Below are 26,849 nucleotides of genomic sequence, written 5' to 3'. Positions count from 1 at the left end.
GCTTTTCGAAGTCGCTAGTGATCATGATGGAGACAACCCGGTCACGTCCGAACGTGACGGTCCTCGGGGGCGGATTCGGCGGCATCAGGGTCGCCAAGGGTCTCGACGACATCGCCAACGTGACCCTCGTCGACCCCTCGGACGCCTTCCTGCACAACGTGGCGTCGTGGCGGGCACTGGTCGAGCCAGCATGGGTGGACCGGATCTTCCTGCCGTACGACCGGCTCCTGCACCACGGCCGGTTCGTGCACGACCGCGCCGTGGCGGTCGACGGCCGGCAGGTCGCCCTCGCCGGAGGCGAACGCCTGGAGCCGGACTACCTGATCCTCGCGACCGGCTCGCCCTACCCGTTCCCCGCCAAGAGTGACGAGGCGCGCAGCGCCACCGCGCAGGTCAAGTTCCGCGACGCGCACCAGGAGCTGCGCGGCGCGCAGCGGGTGCTCGTCGTCGGCGCGGGGCCATCCGGCCCGGAACTCGCCGGCGAGATCGCGTCGTTCTTCCCGGATAAGCAGGTCACCCTCGTCGACGCCGGACCCGACATCCTGCCCGGGGCGTACGAGCAGGCGCTCCGCGACGAACTGCGCGGACAGCTCGACAAACTCGGCGTCGAGCTGAGGCTCAACAGTCCACTACGCGACCTGCCCAGCGTCGCCCCGGCCACCACCGCCCCGGTGTCGGTCACCACCACCGGCGGCGAGGAACTGAACGCCGACATCTGGTACCGCTGCTTCGGCACCGGGCTCCAGACCGACTACCTCCGGGGCGCGCTCGCCGACATCCGCGACGATCAGGGCTACCTCCGGGTCGACGACCGGTTGCGCGTCGTCGGTCAGGAACGGATCTTCGCCCTCGGTGACATCGCCAACGCCGACACGAACCTGGCCGGGCGGGCCATGCAACAGGCTGACCTGCAGCATGCTGGTCGAGATGAACTCCGTCCTGTTCGACGCCCGGGTCAGGGACGAAGACTCCTGACCGGCACGGTCGGTGTCGGGTGTCACCCCGACGGTCCGGCCCGGCGACAACCACCTGTCGCCGGGCCGACCCCATCGACCAGCGCACCGCCGGAATCAGCGGCCCAACCGCTCCTTACGACGCAGGAGGGCCGACCTCGTCCGGCGGGCGATGCGCAGGTGGACGACCACCAGTACGCCCAGCGCCAGCACGACGACGAGCAGCAACGGCTCAAGCCTGTGCCGCGCAGTGGTGATGACCAGTGCGCCGACGGTAAACAGCAGCCAGGCGCCCAGCCCGAGCCAACCAGCGACGACGCGATCCCGGGCGAACAGCGGCGCCCGGCGAGTCACCGCCCAGCCGCCGAAGGCCGCCCAGCACAACCCGATCGCCACCAGCACCGCGAACGCCACCTCCGTACGCGGCGGCAGCCCCGGCTCGGTCGCCCACAGCAACCCCACCAGACCGCTCCCGGTGAGCCCGGCGAGGGCCAGCGTCACGTAGCCGACCCGCCGCCGCAGCGACAACGGCGCGTCGAGCCGCTTCAGGAGATCTTCCGGCGTCATGCCTCGTATCCCTTCCTCGACAGTTCGTTCCGCAACAACTTCCGCGCCCGGTTGAGGCGGGACTTCACGGTGCCGACCGGCACGGCGCAGATCTGTGCGCACGCGTCCAGCGGCAGGTCCTCGACGTAGAAGAGCAGGAGCACCTCCCGCTCCCGCGCCGGCAGCGCCGCCAGCGCGCCCCCGAGCGTCTCCCGGTCGACAACACCCTCCGCCTCGTCCCCGCCGGCCACCTCCTCGACCAGTTCCGGTTCAGGGTGTGCGTACGCGTCCCGTAGCCGGTTCATGACGGCCCGGCGGGCAATGGTGAACAGCCACGGCGCGAACCGGTCCGGCTGGCGGAGTCTCGGCAGTCCCTTGAAGACCGCCAGCCACACCTCCTGCACCACGTCGTCGTCGCGGCCGGCGAGCATCCGCCCGACGTACCGCTCGACCGGCCCGTGCCACGTCCGGACCAAGTCGGCGAACGCCTCGCGCTCGCCGAGCTGACAGCGGACCACCAGCAACTCATCGCTCATCTGCCCTCCTTCGCCGGTTCAGTCGGTACGCGCGCCACGGAGGTTCATCCCGCCCCCGGCACCTCCCGCCCCCGGCGGCCCCCGAAACGACACGGGGCCAGCGGGACCAGCCGGACCAGCGGGGGGCCTAGCACAACGAGGGCATGATCGTCCGACTGTCCACAGCGGGCCGCGTCGTCCACAGCCGGCCTCCGGCGGGCTGCCGGTGAGGCGGGACTCGGTCAGGGTCTGACCCGTGACCACCAGCCCCAGATCCCACCAGTGGATCCCCGGACCGTACCCGGACCGCCACATCCCCGAGCCGCTCATGATCCGGCCCTCGAACCGAGCCACGAATGACCGACGCGTCGGCGCCGGCCCGAGCGGAGCGTCGTGAGCTACGCCAAGGTGCTCTGCGTCGGACTGGTCGGGGTGACCGGTCACCTCGTCGAGGTCGAGGCCGACCTCGCCCCGGGCCTGCCCGCCGTCGTCCTCTCCGGTCTGCCGGACACCGCCCTCAACGAAGCCCGCGACCGCGTACGCGCCGCTGTCGTCAACTCCGGCCAGCCCTGGCCCAACCGCCGGATCACCGTCAACCTGCTCCCCGCCACCCTGCCCAAGCACGGCTCGGGATTCGATCTCGCCATCGCAGCCGCGCTGCTCGGCGGCACCGGCGACCTCCCACTCGCACCGTTGGACGGCGTCGTCGTCCTCGGCGAGCTGGGACTCGACGGCACGGTCCGGCCGATCCGGGGCGTACTGCCGATGGTCGTGGCAGCGGCCCGAGCCGGGATCACCCGGGTGGTCGTACCGATCGACAACGCCGCCGAGGCCGCGGTCGTACCCGGGATGCGGGTCCGGGCGGTGGAGAGCCTGCACCGGCTGGTCGCGTACATCCGGGACGGGGCCGCGCTGCTCGACCCACCGCCACGCCACGGCGCCCCGCCGCTACGGGGACCGGACCTCGCCGAGGTTGCCGGTCAGGGGCTCGGCCGGCGGGCTGTGGAGGTCGCCGCAGCCGGTGGTCACCACCTCGCGCTACTCGGCCCGCCCGGCGCCGGCAAGCCCGATCCCGCAATGTGACACACTTATTTCGGTAACTAATGCCGGAGTTGATCCGATAGGTACGACCGATGGTCACCCCATCGTTGCCGATGTTCGAACCTTACTGGCGGGCGGGTTTTGGCCATGGGAAGTGGTCGCTGGGCCGTTCGCGCCCTCCTGGATGGCTGCCGCCGTTGAGGGGGTGGCGGCCCGATGAGTACGGACAAGACGTTGCGGGTGCTGACCGGGCTAACGGTGGCAGCGCTGGCGATCGTGGCGGGCGCGATTTCCTTCTCGCATATGACCGAACTGGCCGTTCAGCACGGTCAGACCGGGTGGAAGGCGTACGCCTTTCCGATCAGTGTGGACGGGTTAGAGATCGTGGCGAGCCTGTACCTCGTCGCGCAGCGGCGCGCGGGTCGCCAGACCGGCTGGGTGCCCTGGGTTGCGCTCGTGGTCGGCACGCTGGCCAGCCTCGCGGCAAACGTCGCGGTGGGCGGTCACGATCCGGTCGGCAAGGCTCTGGCCGGTTGGCCGGCGCTGTCGATGCTCGTATCTGTCAAGTTGTTGTTCTCCATGATCGACCATGGCGAGGACGATCAGCGGACGGCCGGAGACGATCAGCGGACGGCCGCTGATCGTCCGTCCGTCTCCGGGACGGTCCGGCAGACCGGCCCGGACGGCGGACCCTCGTCCCGGCCGACGACGGACGAGCGGACGGTTGCGTCCGGCCGGTCCGCGACCGGCGGAACCGCTCCGGGCCGGTCGACGGAGATGGGTCTCCCGCCTGTGCCGGTCGACGTTCGCCCGGTGGCGCACCTGCTACCGGCGGCGCGTGCCGCCCGCGCGATGCTGGCATCCAAGGGGCGCTCGCTGTCGCGGGATGCTCTGGCGGACGCGATGCGCGACGATGGGCACGGCGTGTCCAACGAGCGCGCGTCGCTTCTGTTGAAGATTCTCAGAGCCGAGCTGGGCGAACGGCAGGATGCTTCCCCGGTTTGAGTGGCTCGGCGAGGGGCTGGGCACTCGGCGCGCTGCCCGCCCTTCGCTGTCTGGGTGACAAGCGAGCCGTGTGAGTAGGCAGAGGGGGACTCGTTCGCCTTCGGAGCAGAACTTCCGCTGAACGAGGGCGCGGAAGTCACCCTTGGTTGCGCTGCTGAGGAACGTCGTGAAGTCGGTCAGCATGAACCGCAGTGTCGGGCCGTTCGGGTCTTTGGAGTCGCGTATCCCCACGAGGTGATCCTTGCGCGCGACCTCGACGCACGCGCCGTTGTCCTGGGAACGGGTGCTCTTGCGCCAGATGGCCTGAGACAAGTCCACGAACGCATCCGTTGTTGCCGCCCGTGTCAGCGATGGAGCCGCGCCCGCGCATGTGGCATCGTCGGGCCGGGCTGGCGGCTGTCGTACGTCACCCTAGCCCGCCACATACAGGTAGTCACCGTCTGCGACGCAGGGTGACGGGTGGGATGGGCTCGGGCGGTGCCTCAATCGGGCGCAGGGCGTCGCACGCGACGCCCTGCCTCTAGGGAAGGTTGAACTCCCCGGTCCTGGTTCCGACGATGAAGGTGTGCCACTCGTCGGGCGTGAAGACAAGGACTGGTCCGGTGGGGTCCTTGCTGTCTCGCAGCGCGACGATGCCGGGGAGGTTGTCCGCCACCTCGACGCACTGACCGTTGCTCTGACTGCGCGAACTCTTGCGCCACGTGGCGCGTGTGAGGTTCACCGCGCCTCCTTCCGATCTACGCCAGTTCCCTGGCGACCGCTGCGATGAACTCGACCGACTTGGTCTCGCTCAGCGCGGCGGCGTGCATGTGGGTGAACACCATGTTAGCGCGGCGAAGATCGTCTTCCTTCTCCATGTAGGCGTCGCCCGCGAAGCTTTCGACGTAGGCCACGGGCGAGTGAACATCGTCGGGAAAGTCGAGGATGGCGATGCTTCCCAGGGTGCCGGGATGCCCGCCCTCCGCGAACGGCAAGACTTGAACGGTCACGTTCGGCAGCTTGCTTGCTTCGATCAGGTGGTCGAGCTGGTTCTTCATGACGGTCTTGCCGCCGACCCGCCGTCGCAGCGCGCCTTCGTCCAGGATTGTCCAGAGGTTGAGGTGGGGTTCTTCGGTCAGACACGCCTGCCGTGCGATGCGTACCTGGACCCGCTTCTCGATCAGAGCAGCGTCGGGCACGATCCTCTGTGTGGTGAGCAGGGCGCGGGCGTAGTCCTCGGTCTGGAGTAGTCCCGGAATCGCGGCAAGCTCGAAGTTCTTGACCTCGGTGGCTGCCGACTCAAGTCCGATGTACATGCTGTACGGCGCGGGCAACTGGCCGAACTTCGCCCACCAGCCGCGTTCCTTGCCCTGCTTCTGAAGATCCAGCAGCGTGCCGCGTACGCGCTCGTCGGTCACGCCGTACTTGTCGAGCATGACCAGGAGGTCGGCGCGGCCGACGCCGACGTCGCCGGACTCGATCTTGTAGATCTTCCAGTCCGAACAACCGAGAACGTCCGCCACCTGGGCATGCGCGAGATCGGCTGTCTCGCGCAGGGTGCGCAGCTCACGGGCGAGTTGCCAGCGAGCGATCGTCGGTCCGGTGGTCCTTGGCACGTCTACCTCCGCCTGCGTAATCACGGACAGTGTTCCCTCCTGCCGTTGTGGAAGCAAGGAAGTTGGCGAGCCCCAGAGTACGGCCGCCAAGCACAATCTTCCAAGGAAGGTTGCGCTTGGAGCATCCTCTTGCCATGCTGACATCAGCAAAGCCCATCGCTGTTCTACCAACGGCGGTAGGCCCTAGTGGTGGCGCCTCCGGTGGTTGGTTCGCGCCATCAGGACATTGAACTTGCTGGTGGTCGCAAGCCCCCGGCAGGGAGTTGCCGTGTGCATGTGGGATGTCTCTGCGGGCTCCCTGCCGGGCTACAGATCCGGCCGGAGGTGACGGCGATGGCCATTGCCGCAATTGTGAGTGCTTTGCTGATTGGTTTTTTCGGCGGGTTACTGGCGTTCAGAATCAAAGCTCGGTGGTGTCCGCGTTGCGGTGAACTCACGACTCAGGTCATCCCCGAGCGAGCCGGGCGGCCTCTATGAGGGGGTTATACGTCGACGGCGCGGAGGCGGCTAGCCCGGGGCGACGAGAAGGGGATCTGGTGCTGTCTCGGGATGACGGTGGCGCAAGTACAGATGGCACGGCATCTATCACCAGGGACCACATTCGGTTGGCGTTCCGGGAACTTGGTGCGAGTCTGTCGAGGCGGCGTCGCGAACTCGAATTGACTCAATCCGAGTTGGCGGCACAGGTGGGTTATTCGCGTAGCACGCTCGCCGGAGCCGAGAACGGGGCTCGCGCGCACCATGACTTCTGGCAGGCGTGCGACCGGCAGTTGGGGGCCGGTGGGGAATTGCTTGGCGGCTACCTTCGGGTTCGCGCACTGGTGCATGCACTCGTGGAGCAGACGGATCGGGAGCGCCTGCGGCGACGCATCGAACGAATTCGGAGCCCGCAAGTTGAGATCCAACAGGTGACCCCGGCCGAGCCGGCGGCAGGCAACCACGGCTGCAATTGCCCGGAAGAAGGGAAGGTGCCGGTGGTCACGATAACGGTGACTGCCGGTGCGACTGGCTCGGTGCACGTCCTGATCGACACGCCGACGCCGCGAAACGGCGGCCCCGCAAGTTCGGTGTCGCCACAAGGCGCACGGGTGTACTCGCTCGCGCAGGCGCGACACACCCGCGCGACTCGAACCGGCTGAGTATGCGAAAGCGCCCTACCTGGCGCTACATGCGATGACCCGCCCAGCGGTGAACTCGCCGGGCGAGGAAGGAACAAGAATGGGCGTGTATCACGGTGGCGACCAGATCGAACTCGCTCAGCAGACGCTGGAGTTGCACACGGTTTCCAGCGCGAACGGACACTGTATGGCCTGCGGGGTGCCGGGACCGTGCGCAGCACAGGAACAGGCGACGAAGGTCTTCCTGTTCGCTTTGCGGCTGCCTCGTCGCATTCCCGGATTGACCCGGCCGGAGCTGATCGGTGCTCGGCAGATGGGCTTGCCGGGCCTGCTTCCTCGGGCGAGTTGAGGGCGTTGTGAGACGGCTATGAAGGCGTCTGGGTCAACCGATACGGACTTGGGCCGCTTCATCAGTAGCGCATTGTTGGTCGAACAAATCCATCAGAGGGGCGCGGATGGATGCTGTGTCGGCTGCCGGGGTCAGTGGCAGAGATTGGCCCCGCATCCCTGCACGCAAGCCGAATGGGCACGATTAGCGCTCGACCGATTCGGCGAAGTATCACCAGAGCCAGCGAGTTCACAGCAAGGGAACAGCTCCTCCTAGTTCCGTCCGATCACAGAGAAGCGTCGATCGCGACGCAAAATTTCGGCTTCATTTGCTGACCCGACGCGGGCTCTCGTGATGAGTGCTTCTTCGCGGGGTTGGTTGCTGCATTTCGTCACCCCTGAATTGAGGAGGGCATGATGCCTGGCCAGACGACGCTCACCCACCCGCAGCGCCGCGCCCAAGGAAACGGATTGCGGATTCCGGCACAGGAGATGCCGAAACCGGCCGTCGCCTTGGCTGGGGCACCGGCGAGGCTGTCGCTGTTGTACCTGCTCAACGTGACCAACCCGGGACGGCTGTCGGCTGACTCGGGATTGCTGTTCGCGGACATCCTCGCGCCGGCAATGCTCGACCAGGACGTTCGTTTCACGGTCGCGGGACCGGTCGGTGTCTCCGATCCTCGGGCTGGTCACATCGAGGTGTCCGCGCCTACGACGAAGTACCGGGCGCGGTTCGCGTTCGATGTCGACGCGTGCGCTGCGTTGCTGCGTCGCGTGCGCCCGGAGGTTGTCGTCGCCAATCAGATCGAGGCCGCGCCCGGGGTGCGGGCGGCGATGTTGGAGGCCGGCAGTGACGCGCTGCTGGCCGGCTACTGCCACTACCTGCCGTTCCACCTCGACCCGGCGGGCGACCTGTGCTTGGACCCGTCGCTGAACGACGCCGGTCTCGGGCACCCGGTGTTGCTGTCGTTCTTCGCCGGGCTGATGGCCTGCGACCGGGTGATGGTGCATTCGAGCACCGCCGAGAGGTGGGTGACCGAGACCGCGGGCCGGCTCGGTCTGGATCTCGGTGACCGAGTGCGGATCGTACCGGCGCCGGCAGACCCGAATCTCGTCCGCCGGGCGGGCGAGGTGCCCGATCCGGGGCTGCCGGTCGGCATCTACAACCACCGCCTGTACGAGCACTACGGCACAGGTGAGTTCCTTGAGGTGGCGCGGCAGTTGGGCGCTGCGGGTGTCGGCGCGCGGTTGCGGGTCACCGACCTTCTCGGCAAGCGCCGCCCTGACCGGATTCGACTCGACGACAGCCCGGAACGCTACCTGGCCCAACTCGGCGCTCTGGACAACGTCGAGATCGTTGCCGACACCGTCGAGCGCGAGCGCTACCGGCGGCTGCTCGCCGGAGCCACCTTCGCGTTCGCCCCCTTTCGGCCGGGCACCATCTGGTCGATGTCCGTGGTCGATTGCCTGTCCATGGGCTTGCCCCTGCTGACCCGCCGGCTGGGCTGGCTCGGTGAGATCGGTGACCCGGAGTTGATGTTCGACTACCCCGGTGAGGCCGTGGCGATCGTGCGGCGTCTGGTGACGGACCCCGTCTTCGCCGCCGCAGCCGCCGATCGGGCGATCCGCTCGACCGCCGGCCTGACCCCCGACGTCGTCGCCACCGCCTACTTGAAGGCGATCACCCGATGACGCCCGCCTCGCCGTTCGACGTGGTGTTCCTCTCCTACGACGAACCGCTCGCAGACACGCTCTACACCCGGCTCAGCGACACGTTCGGGCAGGTGAAGCGGCTCCACGGCGTCCACGGCATGCGCCGCGCCTACCGACTGACCGCTGAGATGGTCGACAGCGACTTCCTGTTCATCGCGGACGCTGACTTCGAGGTCGCGGCCGACTTCAACCCCTCGGAGGTGAACGCCCTCGATGAGGGGGTGGCGATGCGGGTGTGGCGCACCGTCAACGCCGTCAACGGGCTCGTCTACGGCCACGGCGGTCTCAAGCTGTGCCGCCGGCAAGCCCTACGCGAGATGCGAGACGACGTCGTTGACGTCCTCGCCGGCCTGCCGGGAAGGATCGAGTTCACTCCGACTGTCGCGGGCCGGACCCGGTTCAACCAGTCGGCCTGGCACGCCTGGCGGGCCGGGTTCCGGGAGTGCGCGATGCTCGCCCGGGGCTGCGAGTACGGCACCGCCAGCGCCGAGGCGCAATCCCGCCTGGAGGTGTGGACTCTCACCGGCACCGGCCCGCATGCCGAAGACGCGATCAGAGGCGCACGGGCCGGGGTGACATTTGCCGCCGACACACCGCCCAACGACGGCACGTGGCAGAACCTCAACGACCCGGCGTGGCTCGCACAGCGCTACGCCGCCAGCCGATGACCACCTCTGCGGCGCCGTTGGTGCTCATCGAACCGGCTGCCGGCTCGGTCGGCGGTCACTGGTTCCAGGCGGCTATCCGCCTGGCCCGCCAGTGCACCGCCGAGGAACGCGACTGCACGGTCGTCGCCCTCGGCGGGATTCAGCCGAACGCCCGCGCCGCCCTTCGGCGCGCGGGAGCGCGCGTCGTCGGACGTGTCGGCCGCGAGCCGGCCGAGCGTGCGCTGTGGGCGGCCAGTCGGCTGCTCGGTCGCGCCAGCCGGCTCGTGGGCCGGCTGGCGCGGCACCGCCGGCTGCCGCACCAGATCGGCGCTCTCGCCCTTTGTCTGGGTGAAGCGGCGGCGTTGCGGGCGGGTACTCGTCGCGTCCGGACCGGCAGACCGGTTGTGGTGGTGCTGTCGGCCAGCGGCGCGTTGCACGGTCTCGCCGCCGCGCTGTCCGGCAGAGCCCACATCCGTGTGGTGCACGAGGTCCCCACAAGCGAGGACCGAGCGCTACGCCTCATCGGCCGACTCACGTCCGCCCACCTCAACCGGGTCCGCGTGGTGTGTCCCACCGAGGCGGTCCGGGCACGACTGGCGCAACTCTTCCCCAAACTGCCGACCGGGGTACGTCCGTTCGCACTCGGGGATGCCGAACCACCCCTCAGCGACGCCGAGCGCACCGCCGCCAGAGCGGACTTCGGACTCCAACCCGACGACACGGCACTCGCCCTGGTCGGCGGGTGGTGGGCACACAAGGACATCGCCACCGTCGCGGCGGCCCTGGCCCGGCTGACCCGTCCAGTCTGCGTGCTCGTCGCCGGGCATCCCGTCGACCCGGTGTTGCTGCGCCACCTTGCCGCCGCCGTGGACGGCCGGGTACACGCGCTTCCCGGGCCGGCACCTCGCTGGCACGTCCGCCGCGTCTACGCCGCCGCCGACGCCGCGATCGTGTCCCGTCGCCCAGGCGTCGGCAAGGAAAGCGGCCTGATCGCTGACTGCGCGGTCCTCGGCGTACCGCTGCTGGTCTCCGACCACGACCCAGCCACCACCAACCTGCTCCGCGACCAACCGTGGGTGCGCCTGTTCCGCACCGCCGACCCCGACAACCTCGCCGCAGCGATCACCGACCTAACCCTCCAACCGCTGCCACAGCCGATGCTGGGCGAGGCGATCAACCTCGGCCTGCCCACCGCAGCGACCACGCTCGCGTTCTGGACCGACCTGGCCACCGACCTTGGAAGGACTCAACACCATGCCGATCCCGCCACTGATCGCCGTCATCGGGCCGGTTGAACCCGACCTGCTCACCGCCTTCGTCGGGCACTACCGCGCCCACGGCGTACACCGGTTCCTGCTCGCCTTCCACTTCCCCGACCAGACCAGTGACGACGAGCGCGTCCGGCTTCTCGACACCTGCGGCACTCTCGACATCAGTCCCGCCCTGGTCAACGTCGGCCCCTGGCACGAGCACACCAACACCCGCCTCCGCGACGAACTACGCGCCCTCGCCGGCCCCGGCTGGCACCTACTCGCGGACTCAGACGAGTTCCACACCTACCCGAACAGCCTGGTCGACACCGTGCACGAGGCAGCCGGCGCGGGCATCGGCACGATCGGCGGGCTGATGCTCGACCGGATCACCCAAGACGGCCAACTCGGGCCGTGGAACCCGCAACAGGGCCTCGACCGCGCCTACCCACTCGGCGGCTTCCTCACCCACTACCTCCTGCGCGGCGACCCACGAAAGATCGTCCTGGCACACTCCACGGTCCCGGTCGCCAGCGGCAACCACCGCGCCCCCGGACACCGACCCGTGAACCGGCCACCGGTCGTGGTCCACCACTTCAAGTGGCGTCGCGGAGTCGACACCTACCTCCAGCAGCGCGTAAAACACCTCGCCCACGGCAGTTGGCGCAGCACCAGCCCCGCCCTGCTGCGGGAATCCCGACGCCTGCTCGACCACCTCGCCCGCCACGGCGGACACATCGCCGTCGACTCACCCACCCTGCCGCTGCGCCCGGTAACCCTCGACGCGCTACCGCCCTGGTGGGCACACGAGGCGGCCCACATCATCGACACCTGGCGGCCACCGCCTCAGAACGAACCGACCGGCACGATCTCCTCACCCTCACCATCCGGCACGTCGAACCGGGCGTAGAAGTCATCAAGCGCGCTCTCGGTCACCGTCAACGCGTTGGCGTGCTCCTCCTCGTTACGGGCCGTCAACCGGCGAAGCAACTCCTCCCGGGGAACCGGGAAGTACAGCAATCGCCACCGGGCGCCGGCCGTCTCCACCAGCTTCTTCCACGAATCCCTATCCCCGCGACGCCACAACCCGTGATCGAGCACCACGTCACGCCCCTCGGCCACCAGCCCCACCAGCCGATCCCGCACCTCGGCCACGACCGGCGCCTCCCGCTCGAAGTACTCGTACTCCGGATAGTCGACCCCGTACCGGCCATGCCGGGCGAAGACCTCCTCATCCACCGACAGCCGCACCGCCCCCGCCGGCTCCAACGCCCGCTTGGCATACGTGGTCTTTCCCGAACCGGTCAACCCCACCAGGAAAAACACCACCGGCACCCGCTCGCCCACCTGGCCTCCTTCACCCTCACTCGCCCCGACCACCGTGACAGTCTGCCACCTTCCCCACACCCCAGGAGCCGCGTCGATGTCGCAGCGTCTTGTTGTCAACACCCTCCGGACCTACCTCCGACACGGACACGGCTGTGCCCAGCTCGCCGCCCGCCTCGATGACCATCTGACCCGCCACCCGGTCACCGCCACCGGCCACACCGTTGACGGCATAACCTTCCCGAACCTCACCACCACCGACATCATCCAGCGCTACCTCTACCTGTTCGGCACCTGGGAACCGCACCTCACCGCCTGGATACGCCGACGCCTCACCCCCGGCGACACGTTCATCGACATCGGCGCGAACATCGGCTACTACAGCCTCCTCGCCGCCCACCTCACCGGCCCGACCGGTCGCGTCGTCGCCGTCGAACCCTCCCCACACTTCACCCAAGCCCTCGCCACCGCCGCGCACACCAACCGGCTCAACAACATCCGGATCGTCCGCGCCGCCGCCTCCGACACCACGGAGCGGATCACCTTCTACACACCAGACACGGCCAACCTCGGCAACACCACACAGGTACCACCACGCGACTCCAGCGCCGCCGCATTCCAAGCCGAGGCCCAACCCTTGCCCAACCTCACCACCACACGCGAACTCACCGGGGCCCGCATCATCAAGATCGACGCCGAAGGAGCCGAAGCCGCCGTCATCCGAGGGCTCGCCCCCGCGATCAACCAACTGCACCCCTCGGTCGAGCTGGTCATCGAGGTCACCCCACGACTACTCGCCAAGCAAGGGCTCACTCCCGCAGATGTCACCGACCCACTCACCGCAGCCGGCTTCCACGCCTACCGCCTCAACAACGACTACGCCGCCGCGAGCTATCCCCGCGCCCGACGCCACCCCATCGCCCCTCAACGATTGACCACCCCGATCACCGACATGAGCGACGTCATCTTCTCGCGAACGGACGCCGCGTCCCTGCCGTGACCCCTGAAACGCGCTGGCCAACAATCCGCCATCTACACGAAGCCGTGCCCACGATCCTTGGTGGAATCGACGCGTCAAGGGTTGCCACGCCGACAGACCTAATCGCTCAAGCAGCGCGTAAACATCCCGCTCGGAGCCGCTGTCCGATCCCGGCTCGTGGTCCCTGCCCTGGGCGCCTCGGCTATTGCTCGCGCCGCGACGGGGACGACACCACCGAACCCTCCGAGTCGTGCCTGACACGCCGGATCATCGATATCTGGTATAACGACAGCAAGAACTTGGAAGCAACCCATGGCAGCTCGGCAGGACCAGAGTGGGACAGACACAAGGACTAACGGCGGGAGAGCGGACTTTGATCAAGAAGACGGGCCAGCGCCGTAGTGGCAACCCGGCGCGGCGACGGGAAGCCATAGGGAGCCGACCCCTGCGGCGACGAGACTTGCCGCCGCTTGACGGCGATGAACCGCTTCGCCACGACACGGCGTTGAAGTTCGTGCAGCTCACCCGCTCCCCGTCTAATGATCTCGTTGACCAGCGGTGGGATGCCGCAGAGGCGCCGGGTAGCGCTCCCGACCATGCTCGAATCGAACGGTTGTGGGCAGAGACGTTCGATATCCCAACCGCCAGCCGTCATCGACTCCGCGAATTACTCAAGTATTTTTGGGAGTCGCAAACGCCGGCATCGATCTTGTATGCCGTCGCTTACCACTATCCCGCCGTACCCCCATGGGGATCACCGCTTCCTGACCTAACTATCACCATCGAGCGAATTAGAGAACGTTTCACGGCGAGTCGCATCCTGGAGCACGGCGAGTTCATGACAGCATGTCTCGCTTGGCGCTTGGCCTATTACATGGATGACATGGGTCAAATAGGCCCACCACCACCCCTTGATGCCATTCCCAAATGGCAGGAGGCATACGAGCGCGGCATGGAGATCGGCACCGAGTGGAAGGATTTCAATATGAGCCTCGATCCTCGGGGAGGGCAGTGGATCGCAGGTCAGCCTTGATCACTGTCGACCACCGTCCAGGCTCATTTCCCGCCACTAATGGCTCTCATCATCGGACTCCAGTTTCTGCCATATTTGCGCGCTAGCCTTTCGGTCCGGCGAGGAAACCGGACGATAGGTCCAGCGGCTATTCGGACCGAGGATGCCGCGATAGCCTTCTCGGCTGTCGTCGAAGTCAAGTAATGCCGCATGGGTGCGGGCTAGATCCCCAAGATAGGCAACTTCGTATTCATCCGCCCGATAGAGGCGTTCATCCAGCACGTCCAGCATGCCTCCGACGTTAACAACAGCCGCAATCTTGCGTACACCTGTGATGACATCTCGGGTAGTCAAAACCTCTTGGTCGGGGCCTCCGCTCAGAGGAAAGCCAACCCCCATCTCGCCAACCAGGCGCCATCCACCGTCTGGATGCTCGGCCACAGGCAGCCATGCCTGGGCCTCTCGCTTCCGACAGCTCTCGGTAGCCCTGTCGTCCCATGGCCATAAACCTTCGCGATCAGGCCAAATGAGCTGCTCAACCGGAGGAACAACGCCCTGGTAGAAGCGGTGCAATGTACCGAATAGCGAATCGTTCCAAGATCGATCCACCGGACGAACCTGGACAGGGAAGCCCTGAATGACATTTTCAATCAGATCGCCCTCCCGGGACGGGGTGTCATGACGGGAAAGATCGACGTATTTCTTCAACCAGCCATTCATGTCCGATGGGTGGAGACCGAACATAACCACCTCTGGCCGCCGGAATGTGTGCCATAGCCCAATGGTGAAGACGAACGGAATTGTGGTTTCAACGGCCATTCTCGCGAATCCGGCCGAAGATACTTCCTCGACAAGGAAGGCATCGCGAGTTGTCAAATCTTGGGCACAAGCGAGGCATTGGCAGCCAGCATCAGTCACCGCTGGATGTTACATCCACCATCGAAGGTACGCGGGTGAGCATCGCCAGCCGCGCCGCCACAAGGATGTTACGTAGAAGGCATCTCGGGTGGCCCTCCCCACGGTGACCCGAGGCCGGGTTGCGTTGGCTACGGCGCCCGGCCTGGCGTTACGAGGGCGGATCGCCTGACCTGGGCAGGTGATGTCAGTCTGGTGAGATGGAGTCGCGCTACGCGGACTGGAGAAAAGACGCCAACCGCCGCCGGAAGCTCGCTGAGCGGCTGGCATGGGATCTCGCGCACCCGGATCCGGCCGCGCCGCGCGAGTCGTTGAGTGACTTTGTCGCGGGGGCCGCGATGCGGGTCCGGTGGGCCTCGGCTATCGAGGCTCAGATCGCGTTCGAGCAGGCTCCGCGCTTGATCGGGTTGGGTGGGGAGTTGGGCCGTGTCGAGGGGCGTGGCGGGGTGATCTTGTTCGTGCACTGTCTGCGGGATGGCTTGGATGACTGGAGCCTGGTTGTGCCGTTCGAGCCGTTCACCGGCCCGGTGTTGGTGTGCGTGGATGACCTCGCGGATCACTGCTTGTGGGTTTCGGACGACGATCCGCAGGCGCGGGAGGCGTTGTCTCGGCTGCACACCGAGATCACCTTGGCGTTGGACACCCGTCGTGAGTTGGACGCCCGGGGTGGTCTTCCTCCGGGCTGACGGGCCGTGTCAGGGCTGCGGGGTGGCCTCGGTGGCGAGCTGCGACCGGGGCTGTCGAGGCCGCGGTGGAGTGGGCTGGACGAGGTCGTCTCGGCCGAGGAGTCGGGCGAGGATGTGGGCGGTGCGTTTGCGTTGCTTGGAGGCGTTGGTCTCGCTGATGTTCAGTTCGGCGGCCACGTCGCGTAGGGCTTTGCCGTCGAGGTAGGTGCGGCGGATCAGGTCGGCGTGTAGTGGGGTGATGCGCGCTCGGCCGGAGCTGTCGTTGGCTTCCCGGGTGAGCCGGTCGAGCACGTCGTGAACGGTCTCCCGGTTGGCGTCGCGGAGTTCGGTGTCGGGTTCGGGGTTGCCGTGCCGGGAGATCGGGGTGTGCTCGGCGGCGAGGGTGTCCAGATCATAGGTCGGCGGGCGCTTGCGGCGTTTGCGTCCGCTGGTGCGGGTCAACGCGGTGTCGGTGAGGCGGGGGAACACGCGGGGTGCCGTGAGGTCTAGGTCGTGCAGGGTGAGCAGGAACTCGATGGCGAGGGTGAAGTGCACCTGCCGCGCCCGGTCGGGGGTCAGGGTTCGGGTGAGGGTGTTGACCTGGGCACGCAGGTGTGGGTAGGCGACACCGAGGGCGTAGAGGTTCCAATCGCCGCGCCGGGTGCGGGCCAGCTCGCCGAGGTGACGCCACGCGCGGTCTCGCGCCTCCGGCGCGGACCGGATGACGAGGAGCCGGAAGTCGAGCATGAGCAGCGGCACCGCGGGCGTGTCCGGGTCGATCACGGTGCTCGGGATGGTCAGAACGGTTCGGCTGATCGCCTCCGTTTCGATCTGACCGAGCGGGGTGAGATCGGCTCTCCGCACGCCCGCACCGGGCTCGGGCACTGACGACACGGCGCGCGTCCTGTCAACGACGGCGCGCGTCGGGCTCGTCCCGCCGGCCTCTGCGGTTCATCCCTGTGCGCCCCGTCCCGTTGCCGCTCACGCCCTTTGACGTGGGCAGGTGTGGCGCCCACGATCACGAGCGTACGCGGAACCCGATCAAGATTTTTCGTGCCGAGGTGGCAGGTTCGGCCGAGGTCGGTTCCCTCTTTCTGAATAGGGGCCGGGTGGGCTGTCGGAGGCCGCCCGGTGCGGCCGGGCGCTGTTGATGCCTCTGACCTCGGCGTTTCCAATCGGCGGTCCGATTTTGTAATCCCTATGTGTGGGGGTGCTACGCCAGGCGAGGGATGCCGAGTCCGCACCCGTCCGGGCTCGCCCTCGTCGGTCGGGAGGTGTCAGAGGTTGTCAGGACAGCGTGACGGTCGCGGTGAGGGTCTGTCAGGTCACCGGGCAGAGTCTGTCGACGCCGGCAGCGCCGCTGACAGAAGGCGACGGCCGAGGGTTGCCCGGTTGATGGTTGAACAGCCGCCTTTGGCCTTGAACAGCACTCTTTGGACAGTTTCGTTGGTGACAGTCCGGTGGCCGGGGAGTGGTGCTCGGCAGGGCGGGCTGTCAGGGCTGGCCGGAGCCCCACCAGGGTTGCGGATTGCTCTCGACCCGATCCGCAACATAGCCCGGCGTGTTCACGCTGGTCAGCGCCGATTCGGCCGTCCTCGTCCGACCGGCGACTGACATTACATGTCCCCCAAGGGGCGCGATACACGCGTAACAACGATAGGAGGCCCGCCTTGGCGGCCCACACCACCAAACGGCTCCGGGCCTCGGGAGGCCCCAACGAACAACTCCTGCTCCTGCTCAACGACCACCGGGTCATGACCACCGAACAGCTCTCGCGTGCCACCGGCACCCCGGCCCGTACGGTGTTGTACCGGCTTGAACAGCTCCGTACGGCACACCTGGTCGACTACGACCGGCCCGGACGGCAGACCGGTAGCGCACCGCATCACTGGTGGCTGCGTCCCGCCGGGGCACGCCTGATCACCGGTACCGCCGTCGCGGACGGACGCCGGCCCTCGGCCATGTTCAGCGCCCACGCCGCCACCATCACCGAGGTGTGGCTCGCCCTACGCGAGCACGGACCCACGGTCGGGCTGACCATGACCGGGTGGGCCACCGACCGAGGCGGCTGGCAGGAATGGGAAGGACCCACCTCCGCGTGGGGCAGCAGCACCACCAAGCGCCTCACCCCCGACGCCGTGTACGAAGCCGTCCTAGCCGATGGGCAGGGGACGGCGGCGTTCATCGAGGTCGACCTCGCGTCCATGACACAAACCCAGTTGAAGGCCAAACTCGACCGCTACCGGGCCTACACCCGTGACCAGGCGTGGCACGGCCGGTTCCCGCACTGCCCGCCCCTGCTGCTGTTCACCACCACCGGCCACCGGGCGGTCACCTTCACCCGCAACGCCGCCAAGCTGCTCCAAGAAGAGAAACCCAGCCGCTACGTACGACGACTCGTCAGCGACTTCGACCTGATCAGCGAACACGGCCGGCTCACCGTCACCGCGAACGGTCTCGTCCGCGACCCCGCCCACGCCGTCACCGAACCGGTCTGGAACCTCACCGACCCCGACGCCGCCGAGACCACCCTCACCGAGATCCTGACCGAACGCGCCAACGTCACCACCGCCGCTCAACCCGCCTACGCCCGCGAGCGCGCCGAAGCCCTCGCAACCGAACGCCAACACACGCTGCAACGCCTACGCCGTTACCGCACGCAACTCGAAACCCTGCTCGGCCCCACCGCCGTCGACCTCATCGGCTACCTGCTCCACGACCATCACGACCGCCGTGACCCGTTCACCCCCGACCTCGACACCAGCGCAGTCCTCGCCAACCTCGCGGACTGGTACAGCCGCCACACCAGCGACACCAGAGCCACCCAGGCCCAACGTGTGACGCTCAACCGGCTCCATCAGGCGGCCTGGTCACACCAGGTCCACCAGCTCGCCCGCCTCGCCGCCACCGGCGACGACCGGCCAGCCTGGTACACCGCAGCCGCCCACCTCGCCCAACCCCGGCTACTCACCCCGGACGAGCACCGCCGGCTCGACCAACCCCGCACACGCGAGCAAGCCCAAGCCGACATCTGGCGCGACTGGACCCCGCCCGGCCACCGCGACTACACCAGCCGACTCACCTACGAGCAGTGGCGCGACGAGCAGGTCAGCCACCAGTGGCAGAGCACGTCGTGGTGGCAACGCCAGCGCACCAGCCGAGACGAACTCGCCGCCGAGTTCGACAACGAACACCTCACCGCCTGCGCCCGCTGCGGGCTGACCCTGCCCACCAACGACACCGGAACCTGCCCCGGCTGCCGCCACACCGAGCGCATACCCCACGACCAACGGCACACCATCACCCCACTGGCCGACCTCATCGCCGCGCTGACGAGGAAGGCCGGGTAGGCACCCGGCGGCGGACGGGTCGGTAGCCGGACCGCAAGGCGGACGGCTTCCTGATGTACGGCACCCCTCAATTCGACCGCGCCCGGTCGAATTGGCGGCCAAATGCCATATCTCATGGGTTCCGAAGGGTTCCGGCGAGCGTCCGAGACGCCTAGCCATATCGAGACTGATCTAGGTCTGTAGCAAGACCGGCGCGGTGCCGCAGGCCGGAACCCTTCATCTGGCCTTCCGGGGTCGGGACCGATCGCATCGGCCGAGTTGCCTCTTCCCTGTGACCGGTACCCGGGCGGCCACCAGCACTGTGATCTTCTGCCGTGGTTCCAGCCGCCGACACAGGTCACCCCTGCGCCTTATCGCGAAGCCGTCGAGCTCTTCGACCAAGACCGGGGGCTGTGCCGGTCGCTGGGATCACGACCGGCTGATCGGATGTCGCGCCGCCGAGCGCTTCCATGAGAGTGCCGCGTGATCCTGTCCAGGGGCTGGACGATGCCGGATCTGTTGCGTGAGAAGGGATTCGAAGGTTGAGAGTGTTCTGTGGGATCGACTGGTCCGAGCGGCATCACGATGTCGCCCTGGTCGACCAGGACGGGCAACTGGTCGCTCGACGTCGGATCACCGACGACGCGGCCGGGTTCGCCGTCCTGCTGGAGATGCTGTCCGCCGCCGGGGACCAGCCGGACGAACGAGTGCCGGTCGCGATCGAAACCCCGCGCGGGCTCCTGGTGGCCGCGCTGCGGGCCACCGGGCGACTGGTGTACCCGATCAACCCGATGGCCGCCGCCCGTTACCGGGATCGGCACAGCGTCGCCCGTCGCAAGTCCGACCACGGCGACGCCATGGTCCTGGCGAACATTTTGCGTACTGACCAGGCCATGCACCGTCCGCTTCCCGTCGACTCGGAGCTGGCCCAGGCGATCAGCGTCCTCGCCCGCGCGCAGCAGGACGCGGTATGGCACCGCAACCGCATCGCCAACGAACTGCGCTCGCTGCTGCGCGAGTTCTACCCCGGGTTCCTGGCCGCGTTCATCAACCGCACCGACGGCCTCGCCGCACCGATGGCACGCCGGATCCTCGCCCTCGCGCCCACCCCAGCCGCCGGTGTGAGGCTCGACATCGACGAGGTGACCGCCGCCCTGCGCCACGTCGGCCGCAAACGCGGCATCAACGCCGACGCCGAAGCCATCACCGCCGCACTGCACGCCCCGCAACTACGCCAACTCCCGCAGGTGGAACAGGCGTTCGGCCGCCAGGCCGCCGCGCTCCTGCGGCTACTCGACGCCGCCTGCACCGCGCTCCACGACCTGACCGACGCCACCACCGAGGCATTCGGCCACCACCCCGACCACGACATCATCACCAGCTTCCCCGGCCTGGCCGAGGTCTCCGGCGCCCGAATACTGGCCGAGATCGGCGACGACCGCGCCCGCTTCACCGACGCCCGCGCCCTCAAGGCATACGCCGGCTCCGCACCCATCACCCGCGCCTCCGGCCGCAGCCGCACCGTCGTACACAGACGCGTCAAGAACCAACGCCTCGCCGCCACCGGCTACGTGTGGGCCTTCGCGACCCTAATCACCTCACCCGGCTGCCGCGCCCACTACGACCGACGACGAACCGCAGGCGACCGCCACGCCTCCGCCCAACGCAACCTGTTCAACCGACTCGTCGGCCTCCTGCACCACTGCCTCACCAACCGGACACCCTACGACGAGAACCGCGCCTTCCCACCGTCCACGGACTAACCCGTCCGCCATACTGCTCGGCGGCCTAGCTGACAGCCCGTTTGGCTGGTCATGGACCGACCCGGTCGCCGCACTGAGTTCGACGGCGGGCCGCATTCGGTGCCCCTGGGTGACGGAGGCCCGCAGTACGGCGCACCGCTCGACTCCCGGATCCGAGCCGATGACAGTGCGTCTGCCGCGCTTCAGAGCGGAGACTGACACCGGGGTCAGTGGCGGAACAGCCGCAGCCCGGTACGGGTTACGCCGATGCCGTGCCTGCGTGCAGCTTCGGCCACCGCATTCGAACGGGTCGAACCGCCCGGCTCAGCGATGTGCCGCACGCCGAACTGGGCTGCCTCGGTGATGTTGTCCTCGAACGGTAGGGCCCCGTCGGAGGCCAGGCTGACCTGCTGTAGCGGTACCGGCGGATCGATTGCCTCAGCGAGCCGAAGCTGTGCGTTGACACGGTCTTGGACCGACGCGAAGCCGGCGACCTCGGCCGGCGGGACGAACCGGCGCTGGTGCCACAGGCGAGCCTTGATGCCGGCGAGCCGGATGCAGTCCACCCGTGACTGCTGTCCGGCGCCAACGCCGAGCGTTGCCCCGTCACGGACCAGGACGATCGAGTTCGACTGGGTATATCGCACTGTGGTCAGCGCGAGCCGCAGGTCGGCAGACAGCCCGTCCGGCAGCGGAGCGTCGTCGCGGCGCTGGACGAAACGCAGCCCATACAGCTCACGCAACTCCTCGTTCGGCGGCTCGAACGTCGCATCCGCCTCCAGGATCAGATACGTCCCCTTCTTCTTCGCCGACAACATCGCGACCGCACCCGGCTCGTATCCAGGAGCGATGATCCCGTCGCTGACCACCCGCCGAAGCAGATCGGCGAGCTCAGTGGTGACCGGCGCGGACACCGCGACCATGTCGCCGTACGAACTCTTCGGGTCGGTGTCCCGAGCCCGGACGTAGGCCCGGCACACCGCATCAGCTCGCGGGTCCACCCCGAACAGGCCCGCGGTCACCAGATCGATCGGCCCGGCCAATGCCGCCCCAGCCGGCGACACGTGTTTGAACGACGCCGCAGCAACGGTCCCGTATTCGGCGGCAGCCTCCCGCACAAACTGCCACGCGCTGATCGCATCGAGCAGGTTCAGGTAGGAGGGATGCCCGTGCACCACGGTAAAAGGCGCCGCGCCGATCGGCTCGACCGACGCCGGACTCTGCTGAGGGTTCACGCCATAACGCAGCTGCACCAAGACCTCCGGACGCGAATAACTGAACGCGTCGTGGATACCCAGGCGGTCGGCACCGACGTCACAGCGGCTGATCCCCGGTGGTGCTCCACCCTCGCCAGTCACGGCCGCGATCACAGCATACCCACAGCTACGTCAAGCGGTTGCCATCCCGCTCGCCTCGCTCGACCGCGCCCGGTCGAACGCAATTGGCCGCCAATGGGCATATCTTGCTGCCGCAACCAGACCAAGATCAACAATCCTGGCGGCGACGCGCCCCGGACCGTTACCACCAGGCCGCCCGATGCCCGCCGCAGACCAGAACGCGATCACCGCACTTGACAACTACGGACCATCGGATGTCTTGCTCCCGGCCGGCCCTTTACGGGAACTGTCACCGCAACCGCGCTATGGGGCACGGACCAATCAAAACGGAACGGTACAGCACGGCACGAGCGGCGTACAGGCACCAAGGCCCGCGATCGACACGCCTGCGGCCGGTGCCGGTGAGGTTCCCGCCTCGTCGCTGCGAAACTGGTAATCCCTACTCCCCGCGTTACCAGCCGCTACCCGTAGCGCCGTAGCACCCGCAGAGAGCGGTAACGCCTCGGTGGGGAGCCGCTTCGGTGTGCGAATGAGACGGCACGAACGTGCCACTCTCCTCACACCTCTGTTTCCCGACCCGTGCCTGGTCTCATCGTCCCGTGCCGACTCCTTGACGGATAAGCCGTTACCGGCGGCTACGGGAAGCGCGGGTGGTAACACCCCCGCGTCATTCTCAACCGATAGAAAGGCAAACCAGCGATGACCACAACACAGCGGACCCGACGAGCGGCATTCACAGCGGAGGAAGATGGCCACAAGCCAGACGAGACCTAACCCGCGCCGTCGCCCACAAGGCGACCGGGGGACGCCCGAGCGCTCGGTTACGCCAGGAAGCGACCCCACCCCCGCCGAGAACCCGCCCGGCCAGTCCAACAGACGGACGTTACCGCTGGCCATTCACCCGCCCCGCACCCTGACAACAGCTGCGATCACGCCCCGATCCGACCCGCCAGCCCAACCCGACCCCGATCACCAGCCGAACACCCACCCCTTGGAGGTACAGGCGCTCATGCGGGCACGGCTCGCTGCGATGGCCGCACCCCGCGACACCGACGACCCCGAGCTAGCCGCGCTACGGGCCGTTCTACGCGACCAAGCGCTCATGGCCCACGTGACCGCCAACGTCGACCGGTGGCCGCCGCTGACCGAGGAACAGCGGGACACGATCGCCTCGCTGTGGCCGCCGCCAGCCCGATGACAGCGCTGCGCACAGGTGAGGGGAGCCCGCGAAGGGCTCCCCTCACGTTGCCGCTCCTGCTGCCGGCGTACGGGCCAACGTTCGCGTACGCCCGAACGTGCCCAGGCTCAACGGCCATCTCAGCGCGTTCGCCGCTCGGGAAGCAGGAGTAGCGAAGAAGCTGCGCACAGCGATGATGGAGCGCTAAAAGCGTTGAAATGCCTTGACCCGCCGATGCAACCCCACCTGCGTCCAAAAAGCTGCTGGAGCGAGAAGGTATGTCCGGCTAGCGTGGACGGTTATGGATGTGAACGCCCAGGATGACCTGCCGACGTTGCGTCGCTGGCTCGACGGCGTCGAAGACCACCCGCTGCGCTGGTTCTTCAAGTCCCGTCGCCGGGAGCCGCTGTGGCCAGGCGCGGTCTACGCCTGGTGGCGTAATCCGATCCTTATCCCGATCGAGGAGACGCTGGTTCTCCTTGAAGCCGCCGCGCCGGCTGGACTTGGCGCGAAACGGCGCGAGTTTCGGGCTGCCCGAGGCATGGGTCAGCCGGCGATGGAGAAGTTCATGCCGCTACGTGCGGAACTCATCGTCGCGTCACTGCTGGCCGAGGCGGGGGTGCCGTTTCGGTTCAACACCGGCGCCGGCCCGGACCTACTCGTCGGTGGCGATCCGCCCGCGCTCGGTATCGAGGTCAGCTCGCGCAGCCCGAGCAGTCTGTCGCACCTGAGCCGGGCGTTAAGCGCCGCGCTACGTGAGCGTGGCCTTCCGGACGGGGTTGAAATCTCCACCGATCCGATCCCGCCAGTTGCGATCCGCACCAGCGTTCAGCGGTCGATCATCGAGCAGTTCGTTCCGCCGGACGGCAGCCCCGGCGTCACCGCGCTGCGAGTGATGGCCGCCCCAGCACGGCCGGCCGACGGCATCCCGGCATCGTGGTTGACAATCCGTTGCGGCGGAGGCACCACATCGTTGATGGCGCCGTACAACAGCCCTCACATGCTGGCTCTGGCCCAGTCCGTCGCCGTAGAGGTGCTGCGTGATAAACGCAAGATCCGCCAGTCGCAGCAGTTACCGACAATCCTGATCGTCGACCTGAGCGGCGGCGACCTGCCCGACGTGCGCTACTGGGCGACCACCTTCGGTCCGCTGTGGCAGTCCACCGACGCTTATCTCGCCCTCGGCGCCATGCGGGCGCTCAACACCCGCCGCGTGCCCGAAGTCCGCTTCTCGGTCAACCCGTACGCCGATAAGGCTGCCGTAGGTGTCGTCGCCGAGCCACTGCGCGGTGTTGCCGCCCTTGCGGATCTCGCGAACCAGGCCGACCGCCGGCCCCGCTGAGAACGTTCGAGCCGAACGACACATGCCGGATCAAAATAACGGGGCGCCGGCCCTCGCCTTCACAGTTGAATCCACCTTGAAAGCAGACAAGATTTTGGCCAAAAAGAGGCAAGAGCAGTTCAGGGGCGAGTTGATGCTCCAGATCTCAGCCGGCCGGTTCTTTCGCGCTAGTATAGCGATAAACGAGCATATTCACCGGCACGCCGTCTATAGTAACGGCTGGCTTATAGAGTCCGCCACAGTAGAGTTACCCGTCGGGACCATCAATGGCTCCACCGGAGTCCAGGACATCTCCACCATCATGATCGAGGCAGTCGATCGTCTCGAGGCACAACGGCCAGATGGCACGGACGAATTTATGGTGGCAACCGGAGGATACGAACTCGTTGACGACATCGCTTACGTGATGAGTTTCGTCCTCAACCGGACCTTTAGTCGCAACCACGATGAGGTTCGGAGGCTGGTGTCTCGTGGCAGCCGCGTTGGCCGACATGGCAGTGCCGCTAGTTTGTTCCCGGGCCTGTTCAATCCACAGCAAGTTATTCAGCCCTCCCACATGGACGAAGTGAAGCGATTCATGGACGAGTTGATCGCCCTTGGTCGCGAAGAGTTCGCCCGAGTCATGCGGGTCATACGCAATACGGTGGACGCGACCCGACGCGCCATTGACGATTCCACGGGCGCATATACTGATTTCGTCGCCGCATTGGAGTCTCTCGGAGACGAACGCCTTACGACTCTAGCCGACTGGGACCGCTACGAGGGCAGAAAACGAAAGATAATTGACGCCGCACTCAGAGGTCAAGAAGAATCATTGGCCGATAAGGTACGAGTTGCGGTTCTGGAAGCTGACCGCGTCGGTCTTAAACGTCGGTTCGTATCGTCGACCCTGGCACGAGTCTCGTCGGCATACTACCGAGGCGAGGCGGCAGGCAAGGTGCGCCCGCCACGGTCTCCAGACCTTGAGCGGTTACTCGGCGTTGCATATGACATTCGATCGAAGAGAAGTCACGTTCTCGAGGATCTGGGCGAGGAGGCTTGGGTATTCACTGACGGCGCCGAAACCGTCTTCGAGCCGAATTTTAGTCGAATACTAACCCTCGCTGGCCTCTGGCGACTAGTCCGGCATGTTGTGCGCCAGTTCGTCGCCGACGCGCCTAAGACAGCGCCCGAGCCTTGGGATTACCGTAAGGCGCTCCCTGGGATAATCCAGGCGCAACTTGCGCCACAGTATTGGGTTTGGCAAGCGGGCGGTTTCGATAGCAAGACCGCAGAAAGATGGTTTAACGGTGTTGCCGAAGCTCTTATCGCCCACATCGCAGGTGATACCAAGGAAGGCATCAACCTCTCGCAGGTCATCGACAAGATTGAGAAGATTGCTCCAAATCTTCCCAAGGGTGACCCAAAGACAGCAATGGTCGCGATTTATGCACTTTGGCATGAATGGGTAGCACCAAAGGATCGCAGTCCTAACGCCGCAGTATTCCTCGACTCCCATCAGGAGTGCCTGGAGGCTCCCTCCCCTACTGCCTTCACGCTCGGCCTGCTGTCGAATCGCGGGCTTCCCGACTGGAGCGCAGACGAGTGGGCTGGACTCGCAACGACGCGACGAACTGCTCGAATCAAGGGCAAGGAAGCTCCTCTCCCCGCAGCCGTCGATGCCCTGCTCCAGCTCGAGACTGCTGACCAGTTGGAGGCGGTCGGGCGGCACGCCGAAGCTGTAGCTTTCGCGTCTAACGCTGTCGAAGAGCTTCCCGGGCATGAAGAGCTCCTAACCTGGGAGAAGCGACTGGTCGCAGGCGACCATGATCCTGCGTTCGACGTTCATAAATTCCTGTTCGGCAAGGAGCCTGGAGGGGTGCCCGCAAAGGAAGAACCGACCGCCGAGAGCGAGGAAACGTCGACTCTCGCGGAGCCGCAGCAGGAATACCGAGCCTGAAAGATCAGGTTCGTCTGGTGTGGAGTTGATCGTGGTGTGACTGGTGGGGCTCGGGGTAGGTCGAAGGTATGAGATACCCCGACGGTGGTGGTCTGTCCCGGCAGGGGCGGGCTCGGCGGGAGGCGGTGCGGCGGCAGGCGGCGGACTGGCTGGCCCAGGGCGTTTCGGTGCCGGAGATCGCGGTGCGGCTGCGGGTGTCGCAGAGCGCGGTGTACGGCTGGCGCCAGCGGTGGCGTGCCGGTGGTGAGGACGCTCTCGGGAAGCCTGGGGGACGCGGCAACAGCCGGCCGGGGACAGAGGAAAGACGGTGCGTGTCCACGGGACATGCGAGAGGGGACAGCCTCCCGAAGGCTGTCCCCTCTTCGCTGCCACCGGG

Annotated in this window: 22 protein-coding genes, 4 pseudogenes and 1 riboswitch; of the genes and pseudogenes, 18 read left to right on the top strand and 8 right to left on the bottom strand. The window is 67.0% G+C overall.

What is annotated here, in order from left to right:
* Positions 1-23 precede the first annotated feature (23 nt).
* A pseudogene (locus tag ACIBF5_RS10085) lies at positions 24-893 on the top strand (NAD(P)/FAD-dependent oxidoreductase); the annotation flags it as partial.
* A gap of 623 nt (positions 894-1,516) precedes the next feature.
* On the opposite strand, the gene ACIBF5_RS10080 reads toward ACIBF5_RS10085, so the two are convergent.
* Positions 1,517-2,035, bottom strand: coding sequence for an RNA polymerase sigma factor (locus tag ACIBF5_RS10080; RefSeq protein ID WP_396810040.1), 519 nt, complete (start codon positions 2,033-2,035; stop codon positions 1,517-1,519).
* Positions 2,036-2,407: 372 nt separating this feature from the next.
* Here ACIBF5_RS10080 and ACIBF5_RS10075 point away from each other — a divergent pair.
* Both ACIBF5_RS10075 and ACIBF5_RS10070 read left to right on the top strand, forming a co-directional pair.
* A pseudogene (locus ACIBF5_RS10075) lies at positions 2,408-3,079 on the top strand (magnesium chelatase domain-containing protein); the annotation flags it as partial.
* 192 nt (positions 3,080-3,271) lie between these two features.
* Positions 3,272-4,060, top strand: a complete 789-nt coding sequence (locus tag ACIBF5_RS10070) for a DUF2637 domain-containing protein (protein ID WP_396810038.1) — start codon at positions 3,272-3,274, stop codon at positions 4,058-4,060.
* 135 nt (positions 4,061-4,195) lie between these two features.
* On the opposite strand, the pseudogene ACIBF5_RS10065 reads toward ACIBF5_RS10070, so the two are convergent.
* The 3 genes and pseudogenes from ACIBF5_RS10065 to ACIBF5_RS10055 all read right to left on the bottom strand — a co-directional run.
* Positions 4,196-4,378, bottom strand: a pseudogene (locus tag ACIBF5_RS10065) (DUF397 domain-containing protein); the annotation flags it as partial.
* 202 nt (positions 4,379-4,580) lie between these two features.
* Positions 4,581-4,781, bottom strand: a complete 201-nt coding sequence (locus ACIBF5_RS10060; protein WP_396810037.1) for a DUF397 domain-containing protein — start codon at positions 4,779-4,781, stop codon at positions 4,581-4,583.
* 16 nt (positions 4,782-4,797) lie between these two features.
* Positions 4,798-5,679, bottom strand: a complete 882-nt coding sequence (locus ACIBF5_RS10055) for a helix-turn-helix domain-containing protein (RefSeq protein ID WP_396810035.1) — start codon at positions 5,677-5,679, stop codon at positions 4,798-4,800.
* A gap of 581 nt (positions 5,680-6,260) precedes the next feature.
* Between ACIBF5_RS10055 and ACIBF5_RS10050 the strand changes: the two genes are divergently transcribed.
* From ACIBF5_RS10050 to ACIBF5_RS10025, 6 genes are all read left to right on the top strand, one after another.
* Positions 6,261-6,794 carry a helix-turn-helix transcriptional regulator gene (locus ACIBF5_RS10050; RefSeq protein WP_396810033.1) on the top strand — a complete coding sequence of 178 codons (534 nt, stop codon included), beginning with the start codon at positions 6,261-6,263 and terminating at the stop codon, positions 6,792-6,794.
* Between the two features lie 79 nt (positions 6,795-6,873).
* Positions 6,874-7,122: a hypothetical protein gene (locus tag ACIBF5_RS10045; protein ID WP_396810031.1), complete on the top strand. Its 249-nt coding sequence runs from the start codon at positions 6,874-6,876 to the stop codon at positions 7,120-7,122.
* Between the two features lie 395 nt (positions 7,123-7,517).
* Positions 7,518-8,792: a hypothetical protein gene (locus tag ACIBF5_RS10040; protein ID WP_396810029.1), complete on the top strand. Its 1,275-nt coding sequence runs from the start codon at positions 7,518-7,520 to the stop codon at positions 8,790-8,792.
* Positions 8,789-9,481, top strand: a complete 693-nt coding sequence (locus ACIBF5_RS10035; protein WP_396810027.1) for a hypothetical protein — start codon at positions 8,789-8,791, stop codon at positions 9,479-9,481. The genes ACIBF5_RS10040 and ACIBF5_RS10035 overlap by 4 nt, the downstream gene beginning before the upstream one ends.
* Positions 9,478-10,755, top strand: a complete 1,278-nt coding sequence (locus ACIBF5_RS10030) for a hypothetical protein (RefSeq protein WP_396810026.1) — start codon at positions 9,478-9,480, stop codon at positions 10,753-10,755. The genes ACIBF5_RS10035 and ACIBF5_RS10030 overlap by 4 nt, the downstream gene beginning before the upstream one ends.
* Positions 10,715-11,620, top strand: coding sequence for a glycosyltransferase family 2 protein (locus ACIBF5_RS10025; RefSeq protein ID WP_396810024.1), 906 nt, complete (start codon positions 10,715-10,717; stop codon positions 11,618-11,620). Before ACIBF5_RS10030 ends, ACIBF5_RS10025 begins: the two co-directional genes overlap by 41 nt.
* Here ACIBF5_RS10025 and ACIBF5_RS10020 read toward each other — a convergent pair.
* Complete coding sequence (locus ACIBF5_RS10020) at positions 11,557-12,057, bottom strand: AAA family ATPase (protein ID WP_396810022.1); 501 nt, start codon at positions 12,055-12,057, stop codon at positions 11,557-11,559. The two genes, ACIBF5_RS10025 and ACIBF5_RS10020, sit on opposite strands and share 64 nt — an antisense overlap.
* A gap of 76 nt (positions 12,058-12,133) precedes the next feature.
* On the opposite strand from ACIBF5_RS10020, the gene ACIBF5_RS10015 reads away from it, so the two are divergent.
* A complete protein-coding gene (locus ACIBF5_RS10015; RefSeq protein ID WP_396810020.1) occupies positions 12,134-13,036 on the top strand; it encodes an FkbM family methyltransferase in 903 nt (300 codons plus the stop codon).
* A 484-nt stretch (positions 13,037-13,520) separates the two neighbouring features.
* Positions 13,521-14,048 carry a hypothetical protein gene (locus tag ACIBF5_RS10010; RefSeq protein WP_396810018.1) on the top strand — a complete coding sequence of 176 codons (528 nt, stop codon included), beginning with the start codon at positions 13,521-13,523 and terminating at the stop codon, positions 14,046-14,048.
* Positions 14,049-14,084: 36 nt separating this feature from the next.
* Here ACIBF5_RS10010 and ACIBF5_RS10005 read toward each other — a convergent pair whose 3' ends face one another.
* Entirely contained in the window at positions 14,085-14,945 is an 861-nt protein-coding gene (locus ACIBF5_RS10005; RefSeq protein ID WP_396810016.1) for a DUF4262 domain-containing protein, read from the bottom strand.
* 197 nt (positions 14,946-15,142) lie between these two features.
* On the opposite strand from ACIBF5_RS10005, the gene ACIBF5_RS10000 reads away from it, so the two are divergent.
* Positions 15,143-15,628 (top strand): hypothetical protein, encoded by a 486-nt coding sequence (locus tag ACIBF5_RS10000; RefSeq protein ID WP_396810014.1) that lies wholly within the window; start codon positions 15,143-15,145, stop codon positions 15,626-15,628.
* A 9-nt stretch (positions 15,629-15,637) separates the two neighbouring features.
* Here ACIBF5_RS10000 and ACIBF5_RS09995 read toward each other — a convergent pair whose 3' ends face one another.
* Entirely contained in the window at positions 15,638-16,471 is an 834-nt protein-coding gene (locus ACIBF5_RS09995; protein WP_396810012.1) for a hypothetical protein, read from the bottom strand.
* Positions 16,472-17,277: 806 nt separating this feature from the next.
* On the opposite strand from ACIBF5_RS09995, the gene ACIBF5_RS09990 reads away from it, so the two are divergent.
* Together ACIBF5_RS09990 and ACIBF5_RS09985 are read left to right on the top strand one after the other, a co-directional pair.
* A complete protein-coding gene (locus ACIBF5_RS09990) occupies positions 17,278-18,957 on the top strand; it encodes a replication-relaxation family protein (protein ID WP_396810011.1) in 1,680 nt (559 codons plus the stop codon).
* Positions 18,958-19,478: 521 nt separating this feature from the next.
* Positions 19,479-20,699, top strand: a complete 1,221-nt coding sequence (locus ACIBF5_RS09985; RefSeq protein ID WP_396810009.1) for an IS110 family transposase — start codon at positions 19,479-19,481, stop codon at positions 20,697-20,699.
* 206 nt (positions 20,700-20,905) lie between these two features.
* Here ACIBF5_RS09985 and ACIBF5_RS09980 read toward each other — a convergent pair whose 3' ends face one another.
* The gene (locus ACIBF5_RS09980) at positions 20,906-21,931 is read right to left on the bottom strand and encodes a hypothetical protein (RefSeq protein WP_396810007.1); all 1,026 of its coding nucleotides are present in this window, start codon (positions 21,929-21,931) and stop codon (positions 20,906-20,908) included.
* Positions 21,932-21,963: 32 nt separating this feature from the next.
* Positions 21,964-22,046, bottom strand: a riboswitch (ZMP/ZTP riboswitch).
* A 978-nt stretch (positions 22,047-23,024) separates the two neighbouring features.
* Between ACIBF5_RS09980 and ACIBF5_RS09975 the strand changes: the two genes are divergently transcribed.
* From ACIBF5_RS09975 to ACIBF5_RS09960, 4 genes and pseudogenes are all read left to right on the top strand, one after another.
* A complete protein-coding gene (locus ACIBF5_RS09975; RefSeq protein ID WP_396810005.1) occupies positions 23,025-23,213 on the top strand; it encodes a hypothetical protein in 189 nt (62 codons plus the stop codon).
* Between the two features lie 280 nt (positions 23,214-23,493).
* Positions 23,494-24,534: a hypothetical protein gene (locus ACIBF5_RS09970; RefSeq protein WP_396810003.1), complete on the top strand. Its 1,041-nt coding sequence runs from the start codon at positions 23,494-23,496 to the stop codon at positions 24,532-24,534.
* Between the two features lie 22 nt (positions 24,535-24,556).
* Positions 24,557-26,473 (top strand): hypothetical protein, encoded by a 1,917-nt coding sequence (locus tag ACIBF5_RS09965; RefSeq protein ID WP_396810001.1) that lies wholly within the window; start codon positions 24,557-24,559, stop codon positions 26,471-26,473.
* A 68-nt stretch (positions 26,474-26,541) separates the two neighbouring features.
* Positions 26,542-26,745 (top strand): annotated as a pseudogene (locus ACIBF5_RS09960) (helix-turn-helix domain-containing protein); the annotation flags it as partial.
* Between the last annotated feature and the right edge of the window lie 104 nt (positions 26,746-26,849).

This window comes from Micromonospora sp. NPDC050417, from assembly GCF_044458865.1.
GTDB lineage: Bacteria > Actinomycetota > Actinomycetes > Mycobacteriales > Micromonosporaceae > Micromonospora_G.
The sequence above is the reverse complement of the archived record's forward strand: the minus strand, read 5'-3'. Positions and strand labels throughout refer to the sequence as shown.